The sequence below is a fragment of the Micrococcales bacterium genome (assembly GCA_016703125.1).
Classification (GTDB): Bacteria; Actinomycetota; Actinomycetes; order S36-B12; family UBA10799; genus JADKAV01.
Window position 1 is genome coordinate 104,972 of sequence record JADJCR010000008.1, and the last position, 25,662, is coordinate 130,633.

At 68.7% G+C, this 25,662-nt stretch carries 26 protein-coding genes; 18 read left to right on the plus strand and 8 right to left on the minus strand.

From position 1 onward, the window contains the following. Positions 1–425 precede the first annotated feature (425 nt). Complete coding sequence (locus IPG68_13040) at positions 426–1,409, plus strand: ATP-binding cassette domain-containing protein (GenBank protein MBK6764133.1); 984 nt, start codon at positions 426–428, stop codon at positions 1,407–1,409. Then, entirely contained in the window at positions 1,406–2,206 is an 801-nt protein-coding gene (locus IPG68_13045; GenBank protein ID MBK6764134.1) for an ABC transporter permease, read from the plus strand. Before IPG68_13040 ends, IPG68_13045 begins: the two co-directional genes overlap by 4 nt. Before the next feature lie 38 nt (positions 2,207–2,244). Here the strand turns inward: IPG68_13045 and IPG68_13050 are convergent, their stop codons facing one another. Next, positions 2,245–4,323, minus strand: a complete 2,079-nt coding sequence (locus IPG68_13050) for an alpha/beta-hydrolase family protein (GenBank protein MBK6764135.1) — start codon at positions 4,321–4,323, stop codon at positions 2,245–2,247. Positions 4,324–4,713: 390 nt separating this feature from the next. Between IPG68_13050 and IPG68_13055 the strand changes: the two genes are divergently transcribed. The 4 genes from IPG68_13055 to IPG68_13070 are packed head-to-tail and all read left to right on the plus strand — an operon-like array spanning position 4,714 to position 7,543. Then, the gene (locus IPG68_13055; protein ID MBK6764136.1) at positions 4,714–5,301 is read left to right on the plus strand and encodes an EamA family transporter; all 588 of its coding nucleotides are present in this window, start codon (positions 4,714–4,716) and stop codon (positions 5,299–5,301) included. A gap of 51 nt (positions 5,302–5,352) precedes the next feature. Continuing rightward, the gene (locus IPG68_13060; protein MBK6764137.1) at positions 5,353–6,045 is read left to right on the plus strand and encodes a M15 family metallopeptidase; all 693 of its coding nucleotides are present in this window, start codon (positions 5,353–5,355) and stop codon (positions 6,043–6,045) included. Positions 6,046–6,090: 45 nt separating this feature from the next. Then, complete coding sequence (locus IPG68_13065) at positions 6,091–6,558, plus strand: nuclear transport factor 2 family protein (protein MBK6764138.1); 468 nt, start codon at positions 6,091–6,093, stop codon at positions 6,556–6,558. Positions 6,559–6,577: 19 nt separating this feature from the next. Then, the gene (locus tag IPG68_13070; GenBank protein MBK6764139.1) at positions 6,578–7,543 is read left to right on the plus strand and encodes a DMT family transporter; all 966 of its coding nucleotides are present in this window, start codon (positions 6,578–6,580) and stop codon (positions 7,541–7,543) included. Between the two features lies 1 nt (position 7,544). Here the strand turns inward: IPG68_13070 and fabG are convergent, their stop codons facing one another. Continuing rightward, a complete protein-coding gene (gene fabG / locus IPG68_13075; GenBank protein ID MBK6764140.1) occupies positions 7,545–8,294 on the minus strand; it encodes a 3-oxoacyl-ACP reductase FabG in 750 nt (249 codons plus the stop codon). 93 nt (positions 8,295–8,387) lie between these two features. On the opposite strand from fabG, the gene IPG68_13080 reads away from it, so the two are divergent. After that, complete coding sequence (locus IPG68_13080) at positions 8,388–8,531, plus strand: hypothetical protein (GenBank protein MBK6764141.1); 144 nt, start codon at positions 8,388–8,390, stop codon at positions 8,529–8,531. A 441-nt stretch (positions 8,532–8,972) separates the two neighbouring features. Here the strand turns inward: IPG68_13080 and IPG68_13085 are convergent, their stop codons facing one another. Both IPG68_13085 and IPG68_13090 read right to left on the minus strand, forming a co-directional pair. Next, positions 8,973–10,187: an FAD-dependent oxidoreductase gene (locus IPG68_13085; protein ID MBK6764142.1), complete on the minus strand. Its 1,215-nt coding sequence runs from the start codon at positions 10,185–10,187 to the stop codon at positions 8,973–8,975. Between the two features lie 39 nt (positions 10,188–10,226). Continuing rightward, complete coding sequence (locus tag IPG68_13090) at positions 10,227–11,165, minus strand: ROK family protein (protein ID MBK6764143.1); 939 nt, start codon at positions 11,163–11,165, stop codon at positions 10,227–10,229. On the opposite strand from IPG68_13090, the gene IPG68_13095 reads away from it, so the two are divergent. The 5 genes from IPG68_13095 to IPG68_13115 are packed head-to-tail and all read left to right on the plus strand — an operon-like array spanning position 11,152 to position 16,130. Then, a complete protein-coding gene (locus tag IPG68_13095; protein MBK6764144.1) occupies positions 11,152–12,129 on the plus strand; it encodes a substrate-binding domain-containing protein in 978 nt (325 codons plus the stop codon). The genes IPG68_13090 and IPG68_13095 overlap by 14 nt on opposite strands. A 6-nt stretch (positions 12,130–12,135) precedes the next feature. Beyond that, complete coding sequence (locus IPG68_13100) at positions 12,136–13,116, plus strand: ABC transporter permease (protein MBK6764145.1); 981 nt, start codon at positions 12,136–12,138, stop codon at positions 13,114–13,116. After that, the gene (locus tag IPG68_13105; protein ID MBK6764146.1) at positions 13,113–13,895 is read left to right on the plus strand and encodes a sugar ABC transporter ATP-binding protein; all 783 of its coding nucleotides are present in this window, start codon (positions 13,113–13,115) and stop codon (positions 13,893–13,895) included. Before IPG68_13100 ends, IPG68_13105 begins: the two co-directional genes overlap by 4 nt. 10 nt (positions 13,896–13,905) lie before the next feature. Next, positions 13,906–14,754: a sugar phosphate isomerase/epimerase gene (locus IPG68_13110; protein MBK6764147.1), complete on the plus strand. Its 849-nt coding sequence runs from the start codon at positions 13,906–13,908 to the stop codon at positions 14,752–14,754. Beyond that, on the plus strand, positions 14,751–16,130 hold the full coding sequence (locus tag IPG68_13115; GenBank protein ID MBK6764148.1) for a carbohydrate kinase: 1,380 nt from the start codon (positions 14,751–14,753) through the stop codon (positions 16,128–16,130). Before IPG68_13110 ends, IPG68_13115 begins: the two co-directional genes overlap by 4 nt. A gap of 8 nt (positions 16,131–16,138) precedes the next feature. Here the strand turns inward: IPG68_13115 and IPG68_13120 are convergent, their stop codons facing one another. Next, positions 16,139–17,164 carry a BtrH N-terminal domain-containing protein gene (locus IPG68_13120; protein ID MBK6764149.1) on the minus strand — a complete coding sequence of 342 codons (1,026 nt, stop codon included), beginning with the start codon at positions 17,162–17,164 and terminating at the stop codon, positions 16,139–16,141. Positions 17,165–17,532: 368 nt separating this feature from the next. On the opposite strand from IPG68_13120, the gene IPG68_13125 reads away from it, so the two are divergent. Next, the gene (locus IPG68_13125) at positions 17,533–17,892 is read left to right on the plus strand and encodes a hypothetical protein (GenBank protein ID MBK6764150.1); all 360 of its coding nucleotides are present in this window, start codon (positions 17,533–17,535) and stop codon (positions 17,890–17,892) included. A 39-nt stretch (positions 17,893–17,931) separates the two neighbouring features. Here IPG68_13125 and IPG68_13130 read toward each other — a convergent pair whose 3' ends face one another. The 3 genes from IPG68_13130 to IPG68_13140 are packed head-to-tail and all read right to left on the minus strand — an operon-like array spanning position 17,932 to position 21,253. Then, complete coding sequence (locus tag IPG68_13130; protein MBK6764151.1) at positions 17,932–18,843, minus strand: 2-hydroxyglutaryl-CoA dehydratase; 912 nt, start codon at positions 18,841–18,843, stop codon at positions 17,932–17,934. After that, positions 18,840–20,183 (minus strand): 2-hydroxyacyl-CoA dehydratase, encoded by a 1,344-nt coding sequence (locus tag IPG68_13135; protein MBK6764152.1) that lies wholly within the window; start codon positions 20,181–20,183, stop codon positions 18,840–18,842. The genes IPG68_13130 and IPG68_13135 overlap by 4 nt, the downstream gene beginning before the upstream one ends. After that, the gene (locus tag IPG68_13140; GenBank protein MBK6764153.1) at positions 20,180–21,253 is read right to left on the minus strand and encodes a 2-hydroxyacyl-CoA dehydratase; all 1,074 of its coding nucleotides are present in this window, start codon (positions 21,251–21,253) and stop codon (positions 20,180–20,182) included. Before IPG68_13140 ends, IPG68_13135 begins: the two co-directional genes overlap by 4 nt. A 118-nt stretch (positions 21,254–21,371) precedes the next feature. Between IPG68_13140 and IPG68_13145 the strand changes: the two genes are divergently transcribed. From IPG68_13145 to IPG68_13165, 5 genes are all read left to right on the plus strand, one after another. Continuing rightward, positions 21,372–21,890, plus strand: coding sequence for an ACT domain-containing protein (locus tag IPG68_13145; GenBank protein ID MBK6764154.1), 519 nt, complete (start codon positions 21,372–21,374; stop codon positions 21,888–21,890). A 71-nt stretch (positions 21,891–21,961) separates the two neighbouring features. Next, complete coding sequence (locus IPG68_13150) at positions 21,962–23,101, plus strand: hypothetical protein (GenBank protein MBK6764155.1); 1,140 nt, start codon at positions 21,962–21,964, stop codon at positions 23,099–23,101. 52 nt (positions 23,102–23,153) lie between these two features. Then, positions 23,154–24,005 carry an alpha/beta fold hydrolase gene (locus IPG68_13155; GenBank protein ID MBK6764156.1) on the plus strand — a complete coding sequence of 284 codons (852 nt, stop codon included), beginning with the start codon at positions 23,154–23,156 and terminating at the stop codon, positions 24,003–24,005. After that, positions 23,998–25,221 carry a hypothetical protein gene (locus IPG68_13160; GenBank protein MBK6764157.1) on the plus strand — a complete coding sequence of 408 codons (1,224 nt, stop codon included), beginning with the start codon at positions 23,998–24,000 and terminating at the stop codon, positions 25,219–25,221. The genes IPG68_13155 and IPG68_13160 overlap by 8 nt, the downstream gene beginning before the upstream one ends. 5 nt (positions 25,222–25,226) lie before the next feature. Next, positions 25,227–25,580 carry a hypothetical protein gene (locus tag IPG68_13165; protein ID MBK6764158.1) on the plus strand — a complete coding sequence of 118 codons (354 nt, stop codon included), beginning with the start codon at positions 25,227–25,229 and terminating at the stop codon, positions 25,578–25,580. The last annotated feature ends 82 nt before the right edge of the window (positions 25,581–25,662 follow it).

Consider the following 25,662-nt stretch of genomic DNA (forward strand, 5'->3'; position numbering starts at 1 on the left):
ACTGCGCCGCGGTCCGTGGGGCGGTCAACGAGGGCCGGGGCCCTCGCAGCATCGAAGACTTCTCCGACGCGACTCTTCGACGGTGACACAGACGGTGGGGGTACCTCAACCGAGTGTGACGAATAGCACCCGTGCTCGTGGGGAGTGTGTGACGAGTATCACCTCGCACTGAGGTCCAGTCTACGGAATCCGTTGTGGGGCGGCGTGGGGCTGTGGACGAGAGTGGCCGGCGTCGGCCGCCAGCTGCATCGGGGAGAGGTGCGTACGACGGGGAGCGATCCAACCGGTGCGTTTCGCTCCCGGCTGTCCGGGTCTCTCCCGCCCTGGGTTGCAGGGACGCCGGCGGGTGCTCCCCGCCCCTCCCCGCCGGGGGCGGTGGAAAATGACGTGGCGCGGTGTCACGGGTGCCGCTTAGGGTCGGCTTCATGACCAGTGCCATCCAGGCCGAGGGCCTGACCAAGATCTACCGGGCGAAGCGCGGCTCCAGCGAGGTGCGTGCCCTCGACGGGGTCGATCTGGAGGTGCCGCAGGGGACGGTGCTGGGTCTGCTGGGCCCCAACGGCGCGGGGAAGACCACCACGGTGCGGATCCTCACGACGCTGCTGCGCCCGGACAGCGGCACGGCCCGGGTAGCCGGATTCGACGTGGTCACGCAGGCGCAGGACGTGCGCCGCGCCATCGGGCTGTCGGGCCAGTACGCGGCCGTAGACGAGAACCTCACCGGCTGGGAGAACCTCTACATGTTCGGCCGGCTGTACGGCTTGTCCAAGGCCCCGGCACAGCAGCGCGCAGAGGAGTTGTTGGGGCAGTTCAGTCTCACCGACGCCGCCAGTCGCACCATCAAGACCTACTCGGGGGGGATGCGCCGCCGATTGGACCTGGCGGCTGCACTCATCGGACAGCCCAACCTGCTGTTCCTCGACGAGCCCACCACCGGACTGGACCCGCGCAGCCGGCTCGGCATGTGGGACGTCATCCGGGATCTGGTGCGCGACGGCACCACCCTGCTGCTCACTACGCAGTACCTCGAAGAGGCCGACGAACTCGCGGACACCATCGCCGTGGTCGACACCGGGAAGATCATCGCGCAGGGCACGGCCGACGAGTTGAAGGCGCAGGTGGGTGGTGAGCGCATCGAGGTCGTGGTGCGCGACAGGTCGCACGTGGGCCCCGCACGGGAGTTGCTGGCGACGATGGTGACCGGCGAGGTGGAACTCGACGAGCACACCCGGCGCCTCACCGCTTCCTCGACCGGGGGTGCCCAGCAACTGGTGGCCGTCGTACAGGCGCTGGGTGAGGCGGGTGTGGCCATCGACGACGTGACCTTGCGCAGACCAACCCTCGATGACGTGTTCCTGGCACTGACGGGGCACCACACAGCCGACGACCAGGTGGAGGAGAACGCATGAGCACCCATGAGAACACTGCGGTCTCGGACGCTCTGGTCATCACGTGGCGCAACCTCAAGCGCATCCCGAGGATCCCGGAACTGGCCATCTTCGCAGTTCTGCAGTCGATCATGTTCGTGCTGCTGTTCGCGTTCGTGTTCGGCGGGGCGATCCCGCTGCCCGATGGCGGCAGCTACAAGGAGTTCCTCATGCCGGGCATCTTCGCCCAGACGATCGCCTTCGCGTCTGCGACGACTGCGGTGGGCATGACCGACGACATGGGCAAGGGCCTGATCGACCGGTTCCGCTCGCTGCCGATGTCCCGATCCGCTGTGCTGTCCGGGCGTACGGTGGCCGACACCATCTACCAGGCCGGGATTCTCGTGGTGCTCATGGTCGCAGGCGTCGCCGTGGGCTGGCGCGTGCACAACGGCCTGGCGCAGTTCCTGCTCGCCGTGGTACTGCTCCTGGCGTTCGCCCACGTCATGGCGTGGCTGGGGATCTGGATCGGGCTGTCCGTGCCGAACACCGAGACCGCGCAGCAACTCACCTTCGTCACGATCTTCCCGCTGACATTCGTGTCGAACGTTTTCGTACCGCCCGCCTCCCTGCCGCCGGTCCTGCAACCGATCGCGGAGTGGAACCCGGTGAGCACGCTGACGGCAGCCACCCGTGAGTTGTTCGGCAACCCGAACCCCTACGTGGGAGACGGCATTCCCGGGCAGTACCCCATCCTCGTGACCATTGTGTGGATGGTCGTGCTGCTGGTCATCTTCGCGCCCTTGGCCATCCGCAAATACCGCAACGCGAGTCGCTAGGCCCGGCTATCTGCCAACTGCAGTCCAGTAGATCGCGGCTACGGAACGCTTGAGCTGCCCGACTGACCCAGGCGGGCGTTCAGGTAGTCGATCAACCGCGAGGACGCCTCATCCCCCGGGTTCTCGTCGAACTGGATGTTCACCGTCTCCTGACCCCAGGAGTTGATCGTGTCGCGCAGTTGGCGCAGGGCTTTCTCCCCGGTACGGGCGATGAGGCGCTTCTCCGCCCACTCGTGCTCGCGGCGGCGCAGTGCCGATTCGATCAGGTCGCGCTGGTCTGCGGTGGCGGGTAGCGCATAGGTCTTCTCGAGAGCCTGTGCGAGGTCGATGCGGTAGTCGTGGGCCAGTAGCCGGAACTCCCCCGGCTTGGAGTCCATGCCGTTGACCAGGTCGATCAGCGCGACGACGAAACTGATGACCGGGCGGAAAAGCGTCTCCCGCGGGACCTTTGGCGGTCTGGTCTCCGGTGGGCCGAACCACCACGGTCGCTGGACGACCATCTCGTAGGAGAACTTGTTGATGGGGTCGTCGTGGTGGTTGATCATCACGTGCCGCCGGCTGCCGGTGCCGATCTCGCCGGCCTCGAAGACGTTGATCAATCTACCGCCGTCGGACATCTGCTCGGGGTCACGCATCCACGCCTTCCAGAGCGAACTGCGGAAGGGAACACCCAGGTAGAGCCCGGCGTCCAGGCCGGTCGCGTCGAAGCGGGGCACGCCCTCTGGCCCGGCGACATCGGCGGCCACCTGTGCGCCCAGGCTCTCACCGAACTGCACCACTCGGGGGCGCTTGGTCGGGTGCAACTCATCGAGACGGCGGTTGACCGCCTCGATCACCGCGGTCTGCAGTGCCACGCCCTCGGTGGTCTTGTTCAGCGCCAGTGCGCTGGGGACGTAGGCGTACTGGGGCACGACGACGGCGCAGTCGCCGCGCGTCAGGTACTCGAGAGCCTCAGCCATCACGTAGTTCACGTACCCGACGCCGGTGGGCGAGGCGATGCAGATGACGCTGCGCTGCAGGCCACCGGTGGCAGCGAGCTCCCGTACCGCCAGCTCCGCGCGTTGCGAAACCGAACCTTCACGGGGGATGACAACGCGCACGGGCTCGACGGCGTTACCGCCCATGACCTGCTCGATCTCCGCCGGGCTCAAACGCATGACGACGAAGCGGCGGCCCTCCTTGCCGATGGCGTCGAAGGGCACTTCGCTGGTGGGCCCGCACGACACGTAGGGGGAGGTGGGGTGCTCGCGGTAGGCAGGTTCGAGGACCTCCGACTTCTTCTGCGTCAGCCCGCGGACCTGTCGCAGGCCGATGACGCCCAGCCCGGCGAACCCGGTGAACATCACGCCGTGACCGATGAAGTCGCTGAACTCCTCGAGGTCCGTGCCCGCCAGGGCATTGACTCCACTGGTGATCAGGTGTGCCCCGGTCTGCTCGGTGAGGGCCAGCGTGGCCAGGCCCACCGCCGACCCGGCGACGGTCGCGGTGGCGACTGCCGCGGTGCGCGCGCGGGCCGCCATCGAGGTCCCGTCCTCGGTCTGCTTGACCGCGTTGAGCAAGCGGTTGTCGGTTTCGTACCGGCGGCCGCGGCGCATCCGGCGGACCAAGGTGCCACCGGCCATGACGGTGCCCATCCCAAGGTCGAGCAGCAGCGTGGTGGCGGCGGTGCGGCGCAACTTGAGCAGATCGTGGGCGACGAGGTCGCTGATGGTCACCAGCCCACCCGCCAGTCCCGCCACCGACAACAGCTTGAGTTCCGACCAGGCGATGCCGGCGACGAGGTTGTCACCACTGCGCGGGCGCAGGGCCACCTCTCCGGCCTTGCCACCTGCGGCGCTCACAGTGGCTGCGACGAGGCGGGCGCGCGGGCCAGGCCGGGAACCCGGTAAGCCTGCCGAGATGCTGGACACCGTGGCCCAGGTGGTGGTCCCCAAGGCGTAGTACGCGGTTGCGCTGACGCCCAGGGCAGCCGCCTGCTGGACGGACGTCCGGGGCAGCAGGCCGCGCGAGTAACTCGCGGCAGCGGCCCATGCCGCAGTGATCACACCGGCGCGCACAGCTTGGTCTGTGGTGAAGTGCCGGATCAGTCCTCCGAACACGGTGCTCGCCAGGCGCATGCCGATCATTCTGGTGGGTCGCGGCCGGTGACGCCCTGTGACAGGGGGCTTCGCTGGCCCGTCACTAGGCTGATGCGGTGGTCGACCAGCAAGCCCGCGGCGCCGGCCTGCGCAGCGAGGTCGGCCGCGGGGTACTGGGAGTCCTGGCCGCCGCCGCCCTGTTCTCCACGTCGGGCACCTCCGCCGAACTGCTAGTCCCGGATGCGTGGCCGCCGTCGGTGGCAGCTGTGCGCCTGCTCGTCGGCGCGGCGGGAATGGTCGCGTTCGTGTTGTGGCGCGGATGGCGCGCCGAACTCGTGACGCTGCTGCGGCGGCCGGTGGTGTGGCTGATGTCCGCCGGCGTCGCCGGGCTACCAGGCGTTCTTCTTCCTGGGGGTCGAGCAGACCGGCGTGGCGGTGGGGACACTCGTCGCCCTGGGCTCAGCACCGTTGCTGGCGGGCTTGCTCGGATGGGCGGTGGGCGAGGGCGCCCCGGGGTGGCTGTGGGCCGGCGCGACGGCAGTGGCGGTAGCGGGCCTTGCGTTGCTCACCGGCGGTGGGGATGCCGCCGGGCTCGGGGTCCTGTCGGCGATCATGGCCGGCGGTATGTACGCGATCTACACCGTCTTCGGGGCCAAAGTCGCCCGGGAGGGCCACCCCACCAGCGTGGTCATGGCCGCGCCGTTCGCCATCGGGGCGCTGTTCCTGGTGCCCTTCCTCGCCGGTGCTGGGTGGGTGTTCACCCCGGGCGGCGCGGCGCTGGCCTTGTGGCTCGGACTGGCAGCCACCTCTTTGGCGTACACCCTGTTCGGGCTGGGGTTGCCGGTCCTGCAGCCCGGGCACATCGCGACCCTCACCCTGCTCGAGCCGGTGGGTGGGACGCTGCTTGGGGTGCTGATCCTCGGGGAGCAGGTGAGTGCCGCCGGCTGGCTGGGGGTCGCGCTGGTACTCGGTGGGCTGGCTGCCGTGGGCCTCGGGGAACGGCGCGCAGCCCGCTGATTGCGGGATGGCAGGTCGGTCTGCGGCCATGATGGGAGCGTGCGCTTCCCGATGATCGCGGCTGCCGTGCTATTGGCGGCCTGCAGCACGCCGGCACCGCCGCCGGCGGATACCTCACCTTCGGTCACCTCGCCGGCCCCGACTCCCGCCCGCGCAGATCCGCAGATCCGGCGCATACCGGACGCGCAGTGGCGGGCGATGCGCAAAGCTGGCGTGGTGCGGACCGGGTGCCCGGCGACGCGCGCCGATCTGCGCCGGGTGGAGGTCAATTTCCACAACTGGCGTGGCCATGTGCGTCGCGGGGTGCTGGTGGTCAACCGCGACGTCGCCGAAGATGTGGCCGCGATCTTCACCGACATCTTCAAGGCGGGCTTCCCGATCCGTTCCATGAAACCGATCGAGCACTTCGACGGCGACGACGACGCCAGCATGGCCGCGGACAACACGTCGGCGTACAACTGCCGCCAGGCCGATCAGGCCAATGCCAGCGCCTACTCTTCGCCGCACGCCAACGGCCGAGCCGTCGATATCAATCCGCTGGAGAACCCCTGGTTCGATCCGCGCTGCGATTGCTTCATGCCCAGTACGCAACACATCACCCGCACCCGTGGCAAGGGCAAGATTCTGGAGGGCGGGAAGGTCTGGCGGGCGTTCACGAAGCGCGGCTGGATATGGCAGGACATCCCCACACCGGACTACCAGCACTTCGACACCGGCTACCCGTCGTTCCCGTGGTCGGGGTGAGACTCGCGCTGAACCCGCGGATTCGCGGCGCCGTAGGGTGAGCAGGTGACTGACGCCGATGTGATCCACCGCTTCTACGACGCTTTCGCGCAGCGAGACGCGGAGACGATGGCCGCGTGCTACTCCGACGACGTGGTGTTCCGCGACCCTGCGTTCGGCGAACTGCGCGGGGAACGGGCCAAGAACATGTGGCGCATGTTGTGCCGGGCCGGCAAGGACCTCGAGGTCCGGGCCTCGGGCATCGAAGTTGACGGCGGGGCCGGCAGAGCGCACTGGGAGGCCGACTACACCTTCGGCGCCACCGGCCGGAAGGTGCACAACGTGATCGACGCCCGGTTCGAACTGCGCGACGGTCTCATCAGCCGGCACACCGACACGTTCGACTTCGCGCGCTGGGCCGGCCAGGCCTTCGGCCCGGTTGGTGGGGTCCTGGGCCGGACCCCGGTCCTTCCGTTCGTCATGCAGCGGCTGGCGAACCGGCAACTCGACGGGTTCGAGAAGCGCCGTTCCTAGCGGCGCGGATACTGGTCACGTGACCGCCGGCAGACATCGCCTCGTCACCGTCGCGGCCGCAGTGCTCGTCGGAACCATGGTGGCCGTGCAGTCCCGGATCAACGCCGAACTTGCCGCGCATGTGGGCAGCGGACTGGTCGCAGCGACCATCAGTTTCGGAACCGGCTTGGTGCTGGCCTGGGGGATCCTGGCAGGCCGCGCCCCGCTGCGGGCTGCGATGGCGGCGCTGCCGGCAATCCTGCGCTCCGGCCGGCTGAAGTGGTGGCACGTGCTCGGTGGGATCGGCGGGGCCTGGCTGGTCACCACCCAGGGCCTGGTGGTCCCGTCGGTCGGGGTGACGGTATTCACGGTAGGCGTGGTGGCCGGGCAGGTGTCCGGATCGCTGCTGGTCGACCGCGCGGGATTGAGCCCCGCCGGCAAGTTGCCGGTCAATGCTCGCCGCGTGCTGGCTGCCGGCGTGGCGCTGACGGCGGTCGTCGTGTCGGGGCTGCACGCCGGGATCCACGCGGTCTCCTGGATCGTGCTGCTCGCCGTGTCGGCGGGTTTCGGGATCGCGGTGCAGCAGGCGGTCAATGGCCGGGTGGCGTCGGTGAGCGGCGAGCCCATGGTGGCCACCGGGGTGAATTTCATCGTCGGGTTCAGCGCATTGCTGCTGGCCAGCGCCGTCGGCCTCGGGGCGGGCGCCATCTCGCTGGGCAGTCTGCCGGGGCAGTGGTGGCTCTACCTCGGCGGACCCATCGGCGTGGCCTTCATCGCTTTGGCGGCCTGGGCTGTGCGGGGCGTTGGCGTGTTGATCTTCGGGCTGCTGTCCATCGCCGGGCAACTGCTTGGCTCGGTGTTCATGGACCTCATCGCGCCCACGGGTTCCGCGAGTTTCGGCTGGTCCCAGTGGGCCTCGCTGGCGCTGGTGGTGCTGGCGGTGCTCATCGCGACGAATCCGGGTGCCCGCCGCCTGGACGGCCGCAGGGTCGCAGCGATGGATTGACTCAGTCCTTCGGCCCGCCGGCGACGTAGATGACCTGGCCGGACACGAACCCGGCACCCTCGCTGACCAGGAACGCGACGGTGTTCGCGATGTCCTCGGGCTGGCCCACCCGGCCGACGGGGATCTGCGAGGCGGCCATGGCGATGAAGTCGTCGAAGGCGACGCCGATGCGCTCGGCGGTCGCCGCGGTCATGTCGGTCTGGATGAACCCGGGGGCGATCGCATTGGCTGTCACGTTGAAGCGGCCAAGTTCAATCGCCAGGGTCTTGGTGAACCCCTGCATCCCGGCCTTGGCCGCCGAGTAGTTGGCCTGCCCGCGGTTACCCAGCGCGGAGGTGCTGGACAGGTTGACGACGCGGCCCCATTCGGCCTCGCGCTGGTAGGGCTGCACGGCCTTGGCCATCAGGAACGCGCCGCGCAGGTGGACGTTCATCACCGCGTCCCAATCGTCCACCGACATCTTGTGCAGCATGTTGTCGCGGATGATCCCGGCGTTGTTGACCAGGACGGTCGGTCCGCCGAGTTCTTGCGCCACGCGGTCGACCGCTGCGCCCACCTCAGTCTCATCGGCGACATTCGCGCCGACCGCCAGAGCCTGCCCACCGGCCGCGCGAATCTCGTCCACCACCGGCTGGCACGCGGATTCATCGAGGTCCAGCACAGCCACGGCCATGCCGTCCGCGGCGAGTTTCTTGGCCACGGCGGCGCCGATGCCCCGTGCCGCTCCGGTGACGATTGCAGTGCGCGTCATTGGGTCCCCTCCGATGAAGTCGTTGCCGTCAGCCTATTCCGCGGGCCGGTCACTGGGATGTGTGAGGCCGGAAAAGGCGGGTATTGCCTGGACATGGAATTCATCTTGTGGATCTTGGCAGTCATTCTCGTCATCAGCGGCATCTTCGCGATCGTCCGCAAGCAGGTCCTGTGGGGCGTGGTGCTCATCGTGGTGGGCCTGCTCGTCGGCCCGGGTGGGGTTTCGCTGTTCACGTGACGCCGCGCTGAAGGCGGGAGAGGTTCGGGCGTTTGGGAGCGATCCAACCGGTGCTTTTCGCTCCCCGGTGTTGGCGGGGGTCACCGGCGGCGCCGGCCAGCCGTAGGCGGGAGAGGTTCGGGCGTTTGGGAGCGATCCAACCGGTCCGTAACGCTCCCGGGTGTCCGTTTCGCTCCCGGGTAGGGCTCAACTCTCCCGGATGAGGCTCGCACCTCGTCGAGCGGCACATCGGGGTCGGCCAGCTGAAGCCGGGAGAGGTTCGGGCGTTTGGGAGCGATCCAACCGGTGCTTTTCGCTCCCCGGTGTTGGCGGGGGTCACCGGCGGCGCCGGCCAGCCGTAGGCGGGAGAGGTTCGGGCGTTTGGGAGCGATCCAACCGGTCCGTAACGCTCCCGGGTGTCCGTTTCGCTCCCGGGTAGGGCTCAACTCTCCCGGATGAGGCTCACACCTCGTCGAGCGGCACATCGGGGTCGGCCAGCCGTCCCGCATCCACCTGCCGACCCGACAGGATCAGTCCGCGGATCGGATCCACCACGTCCCACACGTTCACGTTCATCCCCGCCTTCACCCGCCCGTCGTCGAGCCAGAAGGTGATGAACTCGCGAGCCAGCTCGTTGCCGCGGACCACGACGTCCGATGTCGCCGCGTCCGCGTGCCCCACGTACTCCATCCCGAGGTCGTACTGGTCGGTGTAGAAGTACGGCAGCCGGTCGTACGCCGCCTCGATCCCGAGCATGCTTGCCGCTGCCACCGCCGGCTGGTTCAGCGCGTTGGCCCAGTGCTCCACCCGGATCCGCCGACCCAGCACCGGGTGGAACGCGTTGGCCACGTCCCCGGCTGCGAACACATCGGCGTGACTGGTCCGCAGGTGCTCGTCGGTGAGGATGCCGTTGTCGACGTCCAGCCCGGCGGCCTGCGCGAGTTCGACGTTGGGGGCGATGCCCACTCCGACAACAACTGCGTCGGCGGCGATCACCCGGCCGTCAGCCAGGCGCACCCCTCGCACGGTGGCGTCACCTTCGAAACCCTCGACACCGGTGCCCAGTTCCAGGCGGACCCCGTTCTCCCGGTGCAGATCCGCGAACACGGCCGCCATCCGCGGACCCAGCACACCGGCCAACGGTAGGGGTGCGGCCTCGATGACTGTGACATCTACCCCGGCTCTCCGGGCGGCTGCAGCCACCTCAAGCCCGATCCAGCCCCCGCCGACGACGGCCAGGGCTCCCACCTCGTCGAACAGAGCGCGGATTCGCTGTGCGTCCTCGAGGGTGCGCAAGTAGTGGATGCCGGCCAGGTCGGCACCGGGAGCCTTCAACCGGCGCGGGCGGGCGCCGGTGGTGATCGCGAGCTTGTCGAAGGCGACCTCGGTGCCATCTGCCAGTGAAACGACATGCCGGGCCGGATCCAGCGCGACAACAGCGACCCCGAGCCGCAGGTCCACGTCGTGCTCGGCGTACCACTGCTCCGGGTGTACATGGACGTCCACGTCGTGCTTGCCCAGCAGGATCGCTTTCGTCAGCGGAGGGCGCTCGTACGGCCGGGACGGCTCGTCGCCGATGACCGTCACCTGGCCTTCGAAGCCGCTGTCCCGCAGATGTTCGGCCGTCTTGGCGCCTGCGAGTCCGGCGCCGACGATGACGAAGTTCTGTGCGTTCATGGGCGCGACGCTACCCGCGCTCACGCGAAGGTGCGAGAGCTAGCCGTACGTGAGCGCCTGGTTCAAGGCATCCGGCGTGAGCAGCCGGTCGAGGAGACCGTCGGCGAGTCCGAGTACGCCGGAATCGCCAGCCAAATCGCTGGCAGTGATCTTCAGGTCCCGCATCGCCAGCGGCAGCGAACGGGAGTAGATCCGCTCGCGCACACCGGCCAGCAGGTGCTCCCCGGTGTTGGACAGTTGCCCACCGATCACGACGATGGCCGGGTTGAGCAGGCCGACCGCATCGGCTACGGACGAGCCGAGCACGCGGCCCGCCTCGCGCACCAGGCGGGTGGCGACCGGATCGCCGTTCTGCACCGCGGTCACGACGTCGTCGACGGTCTGTACGGATCGACCGGCCGCGATCAGGTCCCGGATGATCGCCCAGCCCCCCGCGTACGCCTCGACGCAGCCGAGTTGACCGCACCGGCACAGCGGTGGCTCGCCGTCCGCCTCGACGTCGGCGCGGATGTGCCCCAGGTCGCCGGCGGTGCCCTGCGCCCCGCGCAATGTGCGGCCGGTGGCGATGATCCCGGCGCCGATGCCGGTCCCCACCTTGACGAACAGCAGATCGTCCACGTCGTGGAACCGTGCCGCGCGTTCTCCGATCACCATGGCGTTGACGTCGTTGTCGACGAACACCAACGGGCCGAAGCGGTCACGCAGCCGGTCCGGGATGCACGTGCCGTCCCAGCCGTTCATGATCGGGGGGCTCACCACGGTGCCGGTGGCGGACTCCACCGGGCCGGGCACCGATACCCCGACCCCCCACTGCGGCAGTCGCTCGTCACGCAATTCGGCGAGTCCGGCCTCGACGGCGGCGAGGACCACGTCGGGTCCGTCGGCGATCGTGATGACTTCGTCTCGACGGCGCAGAACGCGGCCGCTCAGGTCGGTGGCCGCCAGCCGCATCCCCGATGCGCCGATGTCGGCGAGCAAGAGTTGCGCACGATCGGAGTTGAAGGCGAAGCGGGCGGCCGGCCGCCCCCGTGCCGACGAGGTGGTGCCCGCGGCGACCAGCAGGCCGGCCTCCACCGTCTTCCAGGCCATGGAAGAGGGCATCAACGCCCAGGCGCAGGAGAGTGGCGCCCAGGTCGAGATCCAGGCGGCCACGAGCATCACCGACACCACCGGCCAGGCCGAGAAGCTCACGACCATGTCGCAGCAGGACTTCAACTGCTATGTCGTCAACCCGATCTCCGGCACGAACCTGGTGCAGGCGCTCGCACCGGTGGCAGCTGAGGGAACCCCGATCGTCAACATCGACAGCCCGATCGACGCCGACGCCGCGCAAGAGGCCGACATCACGCTCGAGACCTACATCGGCACCAACAACGAAGCCGCCGGTGGCAAGGGCGGCGAGTACATGATCGAGCAGATCACCAGCGGGCAGGTGGCGCTGGTAGGCGGTATCGCCGGCGACGTGACCAGCCAGGCCCGCCTCGACGGCTTCACCGCCGCGGTGGACGGCACCCTGGAGATCGTGCAGACCGTCGCCGCGGACTGGGAGCGCCAGAAGGCACTGACCGCCGCGACCGACATCATGCGCGCCAACCCCGACCTGAAGGGCTTCTTCGCCGCGAACGACGACATGGGCCTCGGTATCGCTCGCGCTGTCGCCAACGAGGGCAAGACCGGTGAGATCGCCGTGATCAGCGTGGACGGCAACGAGGACGCGCTGAAGGCCGTGGAGTCGGGCGACCTGACGGCCACCGTGGCCCAGTACCCGTACGAGATCGGAGCGCTCGGTGTGCAGGCCTGTGAAGCCGTGCTGGCCGGTCAGGACATCCCGACGAACATCGAGTCGCCCACCGCTCTGGTGACTGAGGAGAACGCCGCTGAGGCGATTGCCGCATTCCCGGCGCCCTTCGAGGAGTACCAGAACCCGCTGGCCGGGAGCTGATCGACGATGTCGACCGTCTCCCCCACGGCGGAGGTGGACGAGGAGCGAGCCGGCTGGACCAGCCGGCTCGCCTCGGCCCCCTGGCCGGAACTCGCAGCCCCGATCGGGCTGGTCGTGCTCGTCGTGATCTTCGGACTGCTGGACTCAACGTTCGTGTCCGGCGGCAACATCGAAGCGATGTTGCAGGCCAGCGCGATCCTGGTGGTGCTGGCCGTGGGGCAGACCTTCGTGGTGGCCACCGCGGGGATCGACCTGTCGATGGCTTCCGTGATGACCCTCGGTGCCATCGTGCTCGGTCTGACCTTGCAGGCCACCGACAACATCGCACTGGCCATCGTGGCCGGCATCCTGGCCTCCGGCGCAGTGGGCCTGCTCAACGGCACCATCATCGCCAAGGGCGGGATCACCGACTTCATCGTCACGCTGGGCACGCTCTCTGCGGCCTCCGGCCTGGCGCTGATCATCTCCGATGGCAAGCCCATCCCCGTTCTCGACCGGTTCATGCTCAAGCTCGCCTCCGGCGGGGTCGGGCCCTTCAGCTGGTCGGTGATCGTGGCGGCGATCGTCGCCGTCGTGGCTCACATAGCGCTGTTCAACAGCCGTTTCGGACTGCATGTCCTGGCAACCGGTGGTTCCGACGAGAGTGCCCGGGCAGTGGGTGTGCGTACCGCCCGGGTGAAGATCGCCGTCTACACCCTCAGCGGTCTGCTCGCCGGGGTCGCCGCGGTACTGCTGGTGGCACGCGTCGGCGCCGCTGAGCCGGCCAGCAACACGAGCTTCTTGCTGAACTCGGTGGCTGCGGTCGTCCTCGGTGGTGTGAGCCTGTTCGGTGGCCGCGCCACGATCACCGGCCCCGTCATGGGTGCCCTGCTGCTGACCGCACTGGTCAACGGACTGACCCTGCTCGGGCTGTCGCAGTTCTATCAACCGCTTGCTGTCGGCATCGTCGTGGTGCTGGCCGCCCTGCTCACGAGGTTCCAGAAATGACTGAGACCATGACGCAACAGGCGGTGCTGTCCGCCAGTCACATCCGCAAGAGTTTCGGCAACGTGCATGCACTCAAGGACGCGTCCCTGACCATGCAGCCGGGCGAGGTCACCGCGCTGATCGGCGACAACGGCGCCGGGAAGTCGACGCTGGTGCGCTGCATCTGCGGCATCCACCTCGCCGACGCCGGGACCGTCGAGGTGCAGGGCCAGCCGGTCCGCTTCAGCAACCCGGAGCAGGCCCGCGACGCCGGTATCGAGACGGTGCACCAGAACCTGGCACTCGTCGAGGACCTGACGGTGTGGCAGAACCTGTTCCTCACCCGGGAGAAGACCCGCGGCATCGGCCCGTTGCAGCTGATGAACCGGCGGGCCATGGCCACTCAGGCGACGGAGATGATGTCCACCCTGGCGATCAACGTGCCGTCGGTGAAGTCGCGGGTGCGCCGACTGTCCGGCGGGCAGCGGCAGGCAGTCGCCATCGCCCGCGCTGCCGGCTGGGGGTCATCCATCGTCATCATGGACGAACCCACCGCCGCTCTCGGTGTGCAGGAGACCGCACGTGTGGAGGAACTCATCCACGACCTGAAGTCCCGGGGCATCTCCATCATGCTGATCAGCCACAACTTCGACCAGGTCCTACGCCTGTCCGATGCGGTGACGGTCATGCGCTCCGGGCGCACCGTCGCCACGCGGCGGGCGGCGGCCACCCATGGCGACGAACTGGTCGGCCTGGTCACCGGCGCGGTGCCCGCCGACCCCGAATTCCAGACCCCCTGAAAGGACCACCATGAACCCCCTGGGCCTGCACGCCCTAGTGTGGACCGGACAGTGGACCCCCGAGTCCGCCCGGTACGCCATCGAGAGCACCAAGCGGATCGGCTTCGACCTCATCGAGATCCCGATCCTGGAGCCCGAGCACTTCGACATCGGGATGACCCGGCAGCTGCTGGCCGACAACGACCTGCAGGCGGCCTGCTCCTTGGGTCTGTCGGAGGACACCGACGTGTCCAGCCCGGACCCGGTGATCGTCGCTCGCGGCCGGGACCGCCTGGCCGCAGCGGTGGACGTGGCTGCCGGCATCGGCGCCGGGAACCTGTGCGGTGTGCTGTACTCGCGGCTGGGCAAATACCCCGAGCCACTGAGTCCGGCCGGCCGGGAGAACGTCCTGGCCAGCATCGCGTGGCTGGGCGAGCGCACCGCGCAGGCCGGGTTGCCCACCTCGCTGGAGGTGGTGAACCGCTATGAGACGAACGTGGTCAACACGGTGGCCGACATGGTCGTGCTGCTCGACGAGGCAGGGGTGGATCTGGGCGTCCACCTCGACACCTACCACGCGAACATCGAGGAGAACGGGTTCTTCGAGCCGGTGACCGCTGCCGGCGACCGCCTGGGTTACGTGCACATCGGGGAGTCGCACCGCGGCTACCTGGGCACCGGCACCATCGACTTCGCGACGTTCTTCACAGCACTCAAGGCCAGCGGCTACTCCGGCCCGGTCACGTTCGAGTCCTTCTCGTCGGCCGTGGTGCACCCGGAACTGAGCAACTTGCTGGCCGTTTGGCGCAACCTGTGGGACGACAGCGAGGACCTCGCAACTCACGCCTACCAGTTCATGGCCGATCACTTGCGCTCATGAATGTGTTCCTCGGCATCGACCTGGGTACGTCCGGTCTCAAGGTGTCCGCTGTCCATGAGGACGGCGTGGTCGTCGCCGAGGCCGAGGCCGCGTACCAGGTCGAACACCCACTGCCGGGGCACGCGGAGATCGACCCGCAGGCCTGGACCCAGGCACTGCAGCAGACCCTCGGGCAACTGAGCCGGATCCGGTTCCGCAGTCTCGCGATCGCCGGGCAGATGCACGGACTCGTCCTCGTCGACGCCGAGGGCGCGCCCTGCCGGCCGGCGGTGCTGTGGCCGGACCGGCGGGCGGAGACGCAGTTGCCCGCCTGGCGTGCTCTGTCGGCGGACCAGCGGACCCGCTTGGCCAACCCGCTGACGCCGGGCATGGCTGGACCTATCCTCGGATGGATCCAGCAGCACGAGCCAGTGACTCTGCAAGCCGCGCAAGCGATGCTGCAGCCGAAGGACTACGTGCGTTCCGGGCTGGCCGGCGGTCTTGTGGGCGAGCGCAGCGACGCCTCGGCCACGCTGCTGTGGGACATCCCGGCGGACGCGTGGGCCGGCGACGTCGTCGAGGAGCTCGGTCTGCCCGGCCACCTGCTGCCGCAGGTGGTGCCCAGTCACGAGGTGGTGGGTACCGCTGACCTGCCAGGGGAGCCGGCGGTGGTCGCCGGGGCCGGTGACACCCCAGCCGCGCTGCTGGGCAGCGGCGGACTGGCGCCCGGTGAGGTCCAGGTCAATCTGGGGTCGGGCGCGCAGATCCTTGTCGGCATCGACTCCCCACATCCGATCGCCGACCCGGTCACCCACGTGTACGCCGACGCGGGCGAAGCCTGGTACGGCATGGTCGCGCTTCAGAACGGTGGCCTCGCCCTGAACCGGGTGCGCGAGTGGTTGCAGATGCCGTGGGACGAGCTGTTCGCCGCCGCCGGCGCGGTCGCCCCAGGGGCTGGCGGGGTCAGCGTGGTCCCCTACCTGAGCGGTGAGCGTGGCGGTGTGGCCTCGCCGACCAGTCGCGGCGCCTGGCTCGGGCTGACCGATGCCACCACCAGCGCCGACATCGCACGCGCCGCAGTCGAGGGGATGGTCTTCGCGATCCGGCAGGGGATCGACCTGCTCGGCGGTGCGCCCCGGCAGATCCGCGTGACCGGTGGTGGTGCCCGCAACCCACTGGTGCCGCAGATGCTGGCCGATGTCACAGGCGCGCAAGTGCACGTGTTCCCCGACCGCAGCGCGTCCGCCCTCGGTGCGGCCATGCTCGCCGCGGCCGGGGTGGGGGTGGTGGTCCCCTTGGTGCGCGAGGAACCGGTCAGCTTCGCCCCGCGCCGGGAACCCGCCCTCCGCGCGGCCTATCGCCGCTGGCACGACCGTCTGGCCGCCGCGGACCTGTAGCTCGCACCTCAGGGGCCGACCGCAACCCGCAGGCTGGCCCACCCCTCGCGCTCCAGAGGCTCGATGCCGGCGAGGAGGTCGGCGATGTCCGGCAGGCGGTCTGCGGCGTCGACGGTCTGACCCGCGGCGCTGAATGCCTCAGCCACCTGCTGCCAGGCGTCCCCGATGGGCTCGAATCCGGATCCGATCTGGGCCAGCCCGGGATCGCCCATGATTCCGGCGGCCTCGGCCAGGAAACGCCCGTACATGTACCGGAACATGCCGCCGCCGGTCCCCCCTGTGGAGTCAATGAGGATGAACGCCTCTACACACGCCCGCTGGATCTGCTCCGGGGTCAGCGCCTGCGGCCACTCGCGCACCCGTTTGGCGGCGGTGGCGATGCCGCGCACGCCCAGATTCGCGATGGGCGGCTCGAGCATTCCCCGCACGACCTCCCGGATCGCTGTGCGCGTCTCGTCAGTGGTCGGCGGGCGGGCTTCGGCGAAGTCCCACGTCCACCACACGTTGCGGGGCGGAAAGGGCTTGTAGGTTGAGCTCCGGGCCATTGCGATCTCGTCCAGGGACACCGGGTGCAGGTTCATGTCGCGGTCGGCGACCAGCACCTGCCTGTCGGCGTCCCACCCGCACACCACGACCACGTGCCCGCCGAAGTGGTACTCCTCAGGGAAGTCGAAGTAGGGCAGGAACCCCATGTCCACCCCGATCATCACGGGCGTTCCGCTCTGCAACACCCCGACCAGCGCCCTCTCGGCCTTACCCCGGCTCGACGTCGTGAACTCCTCGACGCTGACGCCGGTGCGACTGCCCGCGGTGCGGACAAGCCCCAACTCCCCGGGACGGCCGACGTTGGCGCGGCCGCCCAGGAACGGCGTCTGCCCCTTCATGTGCCAGTAGACGAAGCCGACTCCGGCTCCGAGGCCGAGCAGCAGATCCTCGCTGACCGGCTGGCCGTGGAAGTCGTAGATGTGGCGCATCGACCCTGTGACGCAGTGCAGCGTCTCGAAGGACCGGAAACCCGGAAAGGCGGTTGGCATGGCGATCAACTCCGCACACAGGCTACGCCTCCGGTGTGACGATGAGAGGGAAAGAGGAGCCACATGGATCCCATCGCCACAATGGTCACCAGCCCGGTCGATGACGGTCAGATCGAGGTGTTCAGTTCTGGCCGGGGCCCTGCGGTAACGCCGCGGCCGCGGTGGCAGTTCTGCCATGCCGGCGGACCTCGGCCTCCCAACCGTGATCGACGACCTCGCCGCGGTGATGCCGGATGCCGACGTAGAGTTGATCCCCAGACTCGGCCACGATGCCCTTGCCCAGAGCTCCGCGCCTCCTCGTGGACTCGCTGGTCCGGTTCCTTCGGTGAGTATTCCCCTCCCGGACCCGGTCGGAGTAGGGTCTGCCCATGCGCCGCCTGTTGCTGATGCTCCCGATCGCTGCCCTCGCCATCCTGTTCATGCCCGCCAGCGCCTCGGCCAAGCCGGTCGTCCATTGCGACAACGTGCGCGCCGACATCGGCAGTAAGACCTACGTCCTGGCCATCAAGGTGAAGGTCCGCGGGCTGCCGTGCTCCGCCACCAAAGCCTTCTGGAAGTCCTTCGCGACCGGCGAGACGGGCGATGCCACGACCGAGGACTTGCGCGTCGGCTGCAAGGACGGCTCCAAAGGGCAGCAGAAGGCGGCCGCCAAGCGGGGCCGGATGGCCTACTCATGCACCAGCAGCAACGGCAAGATCAACACGAAGGCGTGGGTCCTCGGGGGCTGATCCCACCGCCCTCCCGGGTAGCGCGTAACCCCCGCCCGGTCAACGCCGGAAAGCCCCGAACAACCCCCGCCGCCCCGCGGGTTCCTCGCACGCATCGCACTCCTGCGTCGTCACCTGCGGCACCGGCCCTGCCACTGGATCGGTCACCGCACGTTCCGCAGCCAACAGCGCCGCGCCATACGCGCCCATCAACTGCGGGCGCGAGGGCATGTGCACGTCCAGCCCGCTCTGCTCGGCAAGCAGTGCCACGATCGCGGAGTTGCGCGCCACCCCGCCGGACAGCAGCAGCGGCGGCACAAGCCCGACGCTGCGTGCCATCGCGAGGATGCGGGAAACCAGGCCCGCATGCAGACCCAACAGGATCCGGTCGACCGTCTCCCCGTGTGCGACCAGCGAGATGATCTCCGACTCGGCGAAGACCGTGCACGTGGAGGTGATCCGCACGGCGTCCGGCGCGGACAGTGCCGTCGGGCCGAGGTCGTCGAGCTCCACGCCGAGCCGCCCGGCCGTGTGCTCCAGGAACCGTCCGGTGCCCGCGGCGCACTTGTCGTTCATGGCGAAGTCGATGGGTGAACCGGTCGGACCGATGCGGATCACTTTGCTGTCCTGCCCGCCGATGTCGATCAGCGTCCCGGCCATCCCGGTGTCGGCGAAAACGCCCCGCGCGTGGCAGGTGATCTCCGTGATCGCGCGGTCGGCCGCGGGCACGAGTTTGCGCCCGTAGCCAGTGGCGAAGACCGGAACCTCCGCGCCCATCCCGCGATCCGTCCGGAACGCCGCCACCGTGTCCCGGGTCTGGTTCTCCACATGCGGTGACATGGCGGCCAGTGTCCACGCGACGATGCGGAGGTCGGCGTCCACGGCCACCGCCTTGCAGGTGGTGGACCCTGCGTCGATGCCCAGTGCGACGATCGGCACGTCCGATTCGACGACGAGGTCCACCTCGCTCACAACCCAGCCTCCATCATCTCCACGAACGCCTCGATGCGCCCCGCGGTCTGCTCGTCGGCCCAGACCCGGGCGTCGTTGTGGTCGGCTTCCAGCAGCATCGCGGGCACTCCGGCCTCGCTGACGATGCGGTCGCGTTCATCGAGTTGACCCAGCGAGTATGGCTTGCAGGACCGGTCGGAGTGCAGGATCACCCCGTCGAGGTCGAAGTCATCGATCATCCGCCGCATCCCGGCCAGCTTGTGCGCGGTGGACCGGTTGAGGATCGGATGAAGGTAGGTGCGCGCCGCGGAGGCCATCGCGTCGTCGGGATCGAACATGTCCGCCAGCTCGGCCCACGCGTAGGTGTAGTTGGAGGCCACAACGTTGACCCCGAGCGCGGCCAGGGACTTCGACAGCCGGCTGATCCGGTACCAGACCGGCAGGTTGTCCCACAGCACCCGGTGCCGCTCGTCCTTGATCGCCCCGACGCCGGCGGCGATCCGGTCGTCGAGTTCGGCCAGGACCTTGCGGTAGTACGCGGTGGTCTCCGGCTGCCCGCGCATCGCCACGATCGGCCCCATCAGCAGGAAGCCGTCGAACGCGGTCATCGGTGCTGGCCGGTGCTGGCTGCGGTCGAGGATCTCGCACCACAGCCGGGATGCGGCTTGCGCCTCCCGCGTGGTCCGCCGCAACGTCTGGTCGGTGAGGTCGTGGCCGGCCACCCGCTCGGCAACCGGCACCAGTTCCTCCTCGAGTTGCCGGCGCACGTACTCGACCTGGTGTTCGTGGGCCTGCTCGTACAGGAACGGGGTGTCGACGACCACCAGCGGCACGCCGAAGTGGTCGGCCAGCACCTCGTACCAGTACTTGACCGTCTGGCAGATGTTCGTGCAGCAGAGCAGCAGATCCGGCGGCGGCAACTTGCCGACCGGGGTGTTCCCGGTGGCGATGGAACCGAGGTCGGTGCGCACGTAGGAGCACAGGTCCTTGCTGTAGCCCTCGTCCTCTGCGGCCTGACACAATTCCGCGCCCATCTTGCGCGCCCCGCACAACGCGGCGTGGTTCTCGGGGTAGATCAGCACGTACCCCAGCGCCTGCAGTACCTCGGCCGGTGCGCCGGACGTGACCCATGCGACCTTGTGCACCCCGGGGGCGTACCGGGCTTTCAGGTAGTTCGCACTCATCAACTCCTTGACGTTGGCCAGTGTGCGCGGCGGCGGGTTCATCGGGGAGTCCGGCCCGGGCGGGTGACTGGCCATGGCCCGCTCGTCGCGCATCCGCTGCACGCGCAGCACGTTGCGTCCGACCAGGTCGTAAGCGATGGCCGACCGGATGCGCGGCATCGGCAGCGGCGTCTTCATCGCGCCACCTCCAGCGTCTCCACGAAGGCTTCGATCCGGCCCACGAGTTGGCCGTCCACGTCGCCACCGCCTTCGTGCTCGATGTACAGCAACGGCACATCCAGGCCCTTGCGCAGCGCCGGCAGGTAGAACTGCTCGGGTTCGCAGAAGGGCGGCGCGATTGCCAGCACCCCCCGCGCCCCGGAGTTGGTGACCAGATCGCGCACGCGGCGCACCCGGTCGGCGATGGGGTCGGCGCGGGTGGGGTCCACGGGTCCCTCCAGATATGCCTGCGCCAGGCGTCGCCACGGGTCTGCGCCGTCGGTGGCGGGCAGGATGCGCCGGCTGCCGGTGCTCAGGTCGTCGGTGGCGATGTACGCACCCGCGTCGTTGACGATGTCGAGCAGATCGGGCGGGTCGGCCATGATCCCGCTCAGCACGATGGGCAGGCCGGTCCGCGCCGCCTCACCTCGCGGCAGCCCCGCCACGAGTTCCACGAAGTCCTCGGGCAACAGGTACTCCCGGGTCCGCACGGCGGCGTAGAACTCCCGGTCGGTGAGGGCCGTCCGGTTGGCGTACAACTCGCGCATCGCGTGGTCGGCAGCGTCCTCCATCGCAAACGCCGCGGCCCAGTCCTGGGTCGACGGTTCGTGCCCCCCGGCCGCCACCAAGGAGTCTCCGAGTCGCTGGTATTCAGCCACCAGGTAGTCCGCATCCACGGGTCGCCGCGTGCGCGGGGCGTAGAGGGTCAGGACCGGTGGGCGGTCGGTCACGAAGTCACGCAACACCGAGCCGAGCCCCTGGAGGGCATCGCACCCGTGTGGCACCAGCACCGCGTCGACGGACCGGAAGCCGCCATCCAAGAGGAACGCGGCGCCCCGGGTGACGATCGAGCAGGCGTAGGCCTGGAAGTGCACTGCGCCCGTATCCGTACCGGCAGCGGGCGCCCACACCTCCATCGGGTGGAACCCGTGCGCGCGGATCAGGGCCCGCGGGTAGTGGTAGGGAAGCGCCGCGAGGACCCGCAAGCCCTGGCCGCGGGCGCGCTCCAGCGTTTGCAGGCGGCTCGGAACGGTTGCCGTAGAGGTCATGTCGTCCTCCTCGAGGAGACCCTCACCTTCTGTTCTAGTACGCCCGCAGGATGGATGGGGGCTGAACGCCGGGACCTCACTGCGCGTGATCGAGGCCGGACGTGCCTACGATGCTCGCGTGCCCCGAATCGTGCTCACAGTCATCGGCGACGACCGCGCTGGTCTGGTGGCGGCTTTGTCGGAAGTCGTCTCCACCCACGATGGCAACTGGGAGCGCAGCCAGTTGGCCGAACTGGCAGGCAAGTTCGCCGGGATCGTTGTGGTGTCGGTGCCCGATGAGCGCGTCGAGGCCCTGACCGCAGCGGTGCGGGCGCTGGATGGACTACTCGATGTGTCCGCGTACCCCGCGTCCGGTCGCGCGGACAACAGGCCCGAGCAACTGCTCACCATCGACCTGCTGGGCAACGACCGGCCGGGGATCGTGCACGAGGTCTCTTCGGTGCTGCACCGGCACGAGCTCTCCATCGAGATGATGGAGACGCATACCCGTGAGGCGCCCATGGCCGGCGGACAGCTCTTCGAGGCGCACATCGTGGTCAAGGTCCCGGCGTCGGCCGAGCCGGAAGCACTACGGGCCGACCTCGAACGGCTGGCCACCGAACTGCTGGTGGACATTGCGCTGTCACCTGTCGAGTGACACGAACGCTGGCCAAGGCGCGGGAACCCCTGACAGGATGGGCGCCTGACGCACCACCGGGAGGCCCTGTCATGACGTTACGAAACCGCTTCAAGACCCTGCTGTGCGGTGCTGCTGCCGGCACCCTGATCGCCACGGCCGTGATCGCCGCCCCACTGCCTGCCCAAGCAGCGAAGGCGAAGAAGGGTGGGGAGCTCACGGTCATGACCCAGAACCTCTACCTCGGTGCCGACCTCTTCCCCGCCATCGAGGCGGCCTCCCAGGGCACCACGGCGTTCCTGCTGGCCGCGGCGAAGGTCTACCAGGAGGCCATGGCCTCGGACTTCCAGACCCGTGCTGCCGCGTTCGCCAGGACCGTCAAGGAGCAGGAGCCCGATCTCATCGGCCTGCAGGAGGTGACCAACTGGATCACGACCCGCAATTCCGAGGGTCCGGCCCTGCAGAGCCAGGACTTCTTGAAGATCGTCAAGAAGGCGCTGAAGGCCGAGGGACTGGCGTACAAGGTCGTCGGGATCTCCGACAACGCCAGCCTCGGGCCGTTCCCCTACATCGACCCCGCGTCGTCCTGTGGTGAGCCGTCCGGCCTGCTGCCCTCCGGGTGGCCGTGCACCATCTCCATGAAGGACCGCGACGTCATCCTCGTCAACACCGAGACCAAGGGCCTGACGTACACGAAGAAGTCCGTGAAGTCGGGCAAGTTCAAGGCCCAGCAGACCTATGTCATCGCCGGCCAGACGATCTCCTTCGGCCGTGGTTGGGTGTACGCCGACATGACCTACAAGGGTGCGAAATTCCGATTCGCGAACACTCACTTCGAGGTCGGCGGGGAGTCCGAAGCCATCCAGGAGAAGCAGGGCAAGGAGTTCGTCAAGCTGGTGCAGAAGGGAGCCGGGACGGTGGTGGCCACCGGCGACTTCAACACCGATGCCTACGGCAACTACTCCCCGAAGACCTACAAGATCCTCACGAAGTCGTACTTCACCGATTCGTGGAAGCGCAAGCGTGACGGCAAGGGCTTGAGCTGCTGCCAGAGCGCGGACCTCTCCAACCCTGTCAGTGAGAACGACACCCGCATCGACCTGGTACTGACCCACGGCAAGGCCAAGGGCAAGGGGAGCGTGAACACCAACATCAGTCTGTTCCGCGCCACCCCTGCCCCGCTGTGGGAGTCCGACCACGCAGGGGTGGTGGCCCGGTTGAAGGTGTCCTGACTTCTTTACCTACGCTTGCGTAAGTTACGCTTGCGTAGGTAAGGAGGGAAGAATGACGAAGACCGTCATCCTGCACGGCGATGACCTCGCCTACGAGTTCCACGCGGGCACGGGTATCCCCCTGCTGCTCGTCCACGGCGTCGGCTCGTCGACCGGTACCTGGGCCGATCTCATCGTGCGGTTGCGCGACGCGGGCCGGACCGTAGTGGCCGTGGACCTGCTCGGTCACGGGGAGTCCGGCCATGGCAATGGTGACTTCAGCCTCGGATCGAACGCCTCGCGCCTGCGGGACCTGCTGGATCACCTCGGCATCGCGCGGGTGCACCTCGTGGGCTATTCGCTGGGCGGTGGGGTGGCCATGCAGTTCCAGTACCAGTTCCCGCAGCGTGTGGAGTCCATGACGCTGGTCTCCAGCGGCGGCCTCGGTGCCGAGGTGAGCTTGGGCCTGCGCGCTGCCAGCCTGCCCGGGTCGGAGGTCGTCTTCCGGATGATCTCCAGCGAACATGGGCTCGCGTGGCTCCGGCGTGCCACGCGCGGGCTGGTGGCGACCGGGAGCATGAGCACCGGCATGGCCGACAAGACAGTGGAGAAACTGCAGCGGCTGCGCGAAGATGGCCGGCGCAAGGCGTTCCTGGCCACGGTGCGCAGCGTCGTCGGGCCGCAGGGTCAACTGGTGCGTGCCACAAGCCGGTTCGGTGCGGTGACCGATCCCTCGACGGTGCTCATCGTCTGGGGCGACGCCGATGCCACGTTGCCCATGTCGCACGGCCTGCAGGCGCACGAGTTGCTTCCGGGCAGCGGTTTCGTCGCCGTCCCCGGAGCCGGCCACCACCCGCACGTCGACGCGCCCGATCTGGTGGGTGAGTCGATCCTGCGCCATGTTCTGGAGGTGGAGGGTGGCTGAGTGGGCGTCGGCCGGCCGGATCGCCGGCCACGGTCTGGGAACGGTCGTGGATGTGGTCGCAGGGATGCACGATGCGATCGTGCAGCGGGTCGAGGAGACACTGCCGCCGGTTGCCGCCGAGGTGGCGGGACTGCACCGGGGACACGCGGCACGGGTCTACCAGCGGGTGGGGGCGGCGCACCGGCGAATTCCCGAGGTGCTCGGACAGATGGCGCCCGAGCGGGCTGAACCGGTCACCGGGTCTCGCGCCGGCCAGGTGGTGCTTCCCCTGGTCCACGGGCTGTGGGGCGACCATCTCGCGGGCGCCGATGAACCCCTGACGATCCGCATGGCCGTGCGCCGGGATGGCCGTGACGTGCGCGACATTGCCGGTGCCTTCCCGGAGGCCAGCGAGCACCTCGTCGTGTTCGTCCACGGCTTGTTCGAGGACGAGCGGGCATGGGACTGCGAGGACGGCAGTTTCGGATGCCGGCTGGAACGCGACCTCGGGGTGACGTCACTGCACATCCGCTACAACTCCGGCCTGCGGATCAGCGAGAACGGGCGCTTGCTCAGCGACCTGCTGGACACCGTCGTCGGTGACTGGCAGGTGCCGATCGCGTCCATTGCCCTGGTCGGGCACTCGATGGGAGGCCTGGTCGCCCGCAGCGCCGCCCACCAGTCGCAGGACCGCGACTGGCGGCCGTTGCTGGCCACGGTCGTCACCCTCGGCACGCCGCATCTCGGCTCGCCGGTGGAGAAGTCCGTCCACGTCGGGGACTGGGTGCTGCGCAGTGTGCCGCAGACCCGCCCGCTGGGCCACTTCCTCACCCGTCGCAGTGTCGGTATCAAGGACCTGCGCTACGGCGCGCTGGTCACCCAGGACTGGGACGGGCACGACCCCGACGAGTTCCTGCGCGACCGGTGCACGCAGGTCCCACTGCTGGACGACGTGACCTACTACTGGGTGGCCGCCACGATCGCTCAGGACAGCAGTGGCCCCGCGGCCCGCATGTTCGGCGACGGGATGGTCCGCCAGGCCAGCGCCTCCGGCCGCGGCGAGGTTCGACGGATCCCCTTCGACATGGGGGTCACCGTCGGCGGGGTGAACCACCTCGCGGTCATGCGTGACGATGCGGTGTACTCCCATCTGGTGGAATGGCTGGACCCCGACGCCTTCGGCCGGCGTCTGGGCCGTTCGTCTGATCTGCGGCCAACCGCAGGCGGTGTACGGTGACCGCCATGCGCCGTCTGACCGTGGTTCTCATCGCCTCCGCCTTCGCCGTGCCCGTCATGGCTGCACCCGCTGCAGCGGCCGGTTTCCAGGACTGCAGCAACGTCAAGGCGGCCGCCGGCCAGCGGATGGTGCTGGCCACGAATGTTGAGGTGAAGGGGTTGAGTTGTGCCGAGGCGAAGGCGTTCTGGACGTCGTACGTCTCGACCGGTGAGGTCCTCCCGCCCAGACTCGAGGCCCTCCGCACCAAGTGCAAGCCGGGTTCCAAGTCCGCCCGCAAGAAGGCGGCCAAGAAGGACCGGATGGCATATGTCTGCAAGGACGGGGGACTTGTGACGAAGGCCTGGGTGCTGGGCGGCTGACAGCCAGTCCGGCGGCCCCGTCATCCGTTCGGCGGCACGGGCGTTTGCGTACCATGAGGAATCGATTTCGGAGGGAACGACT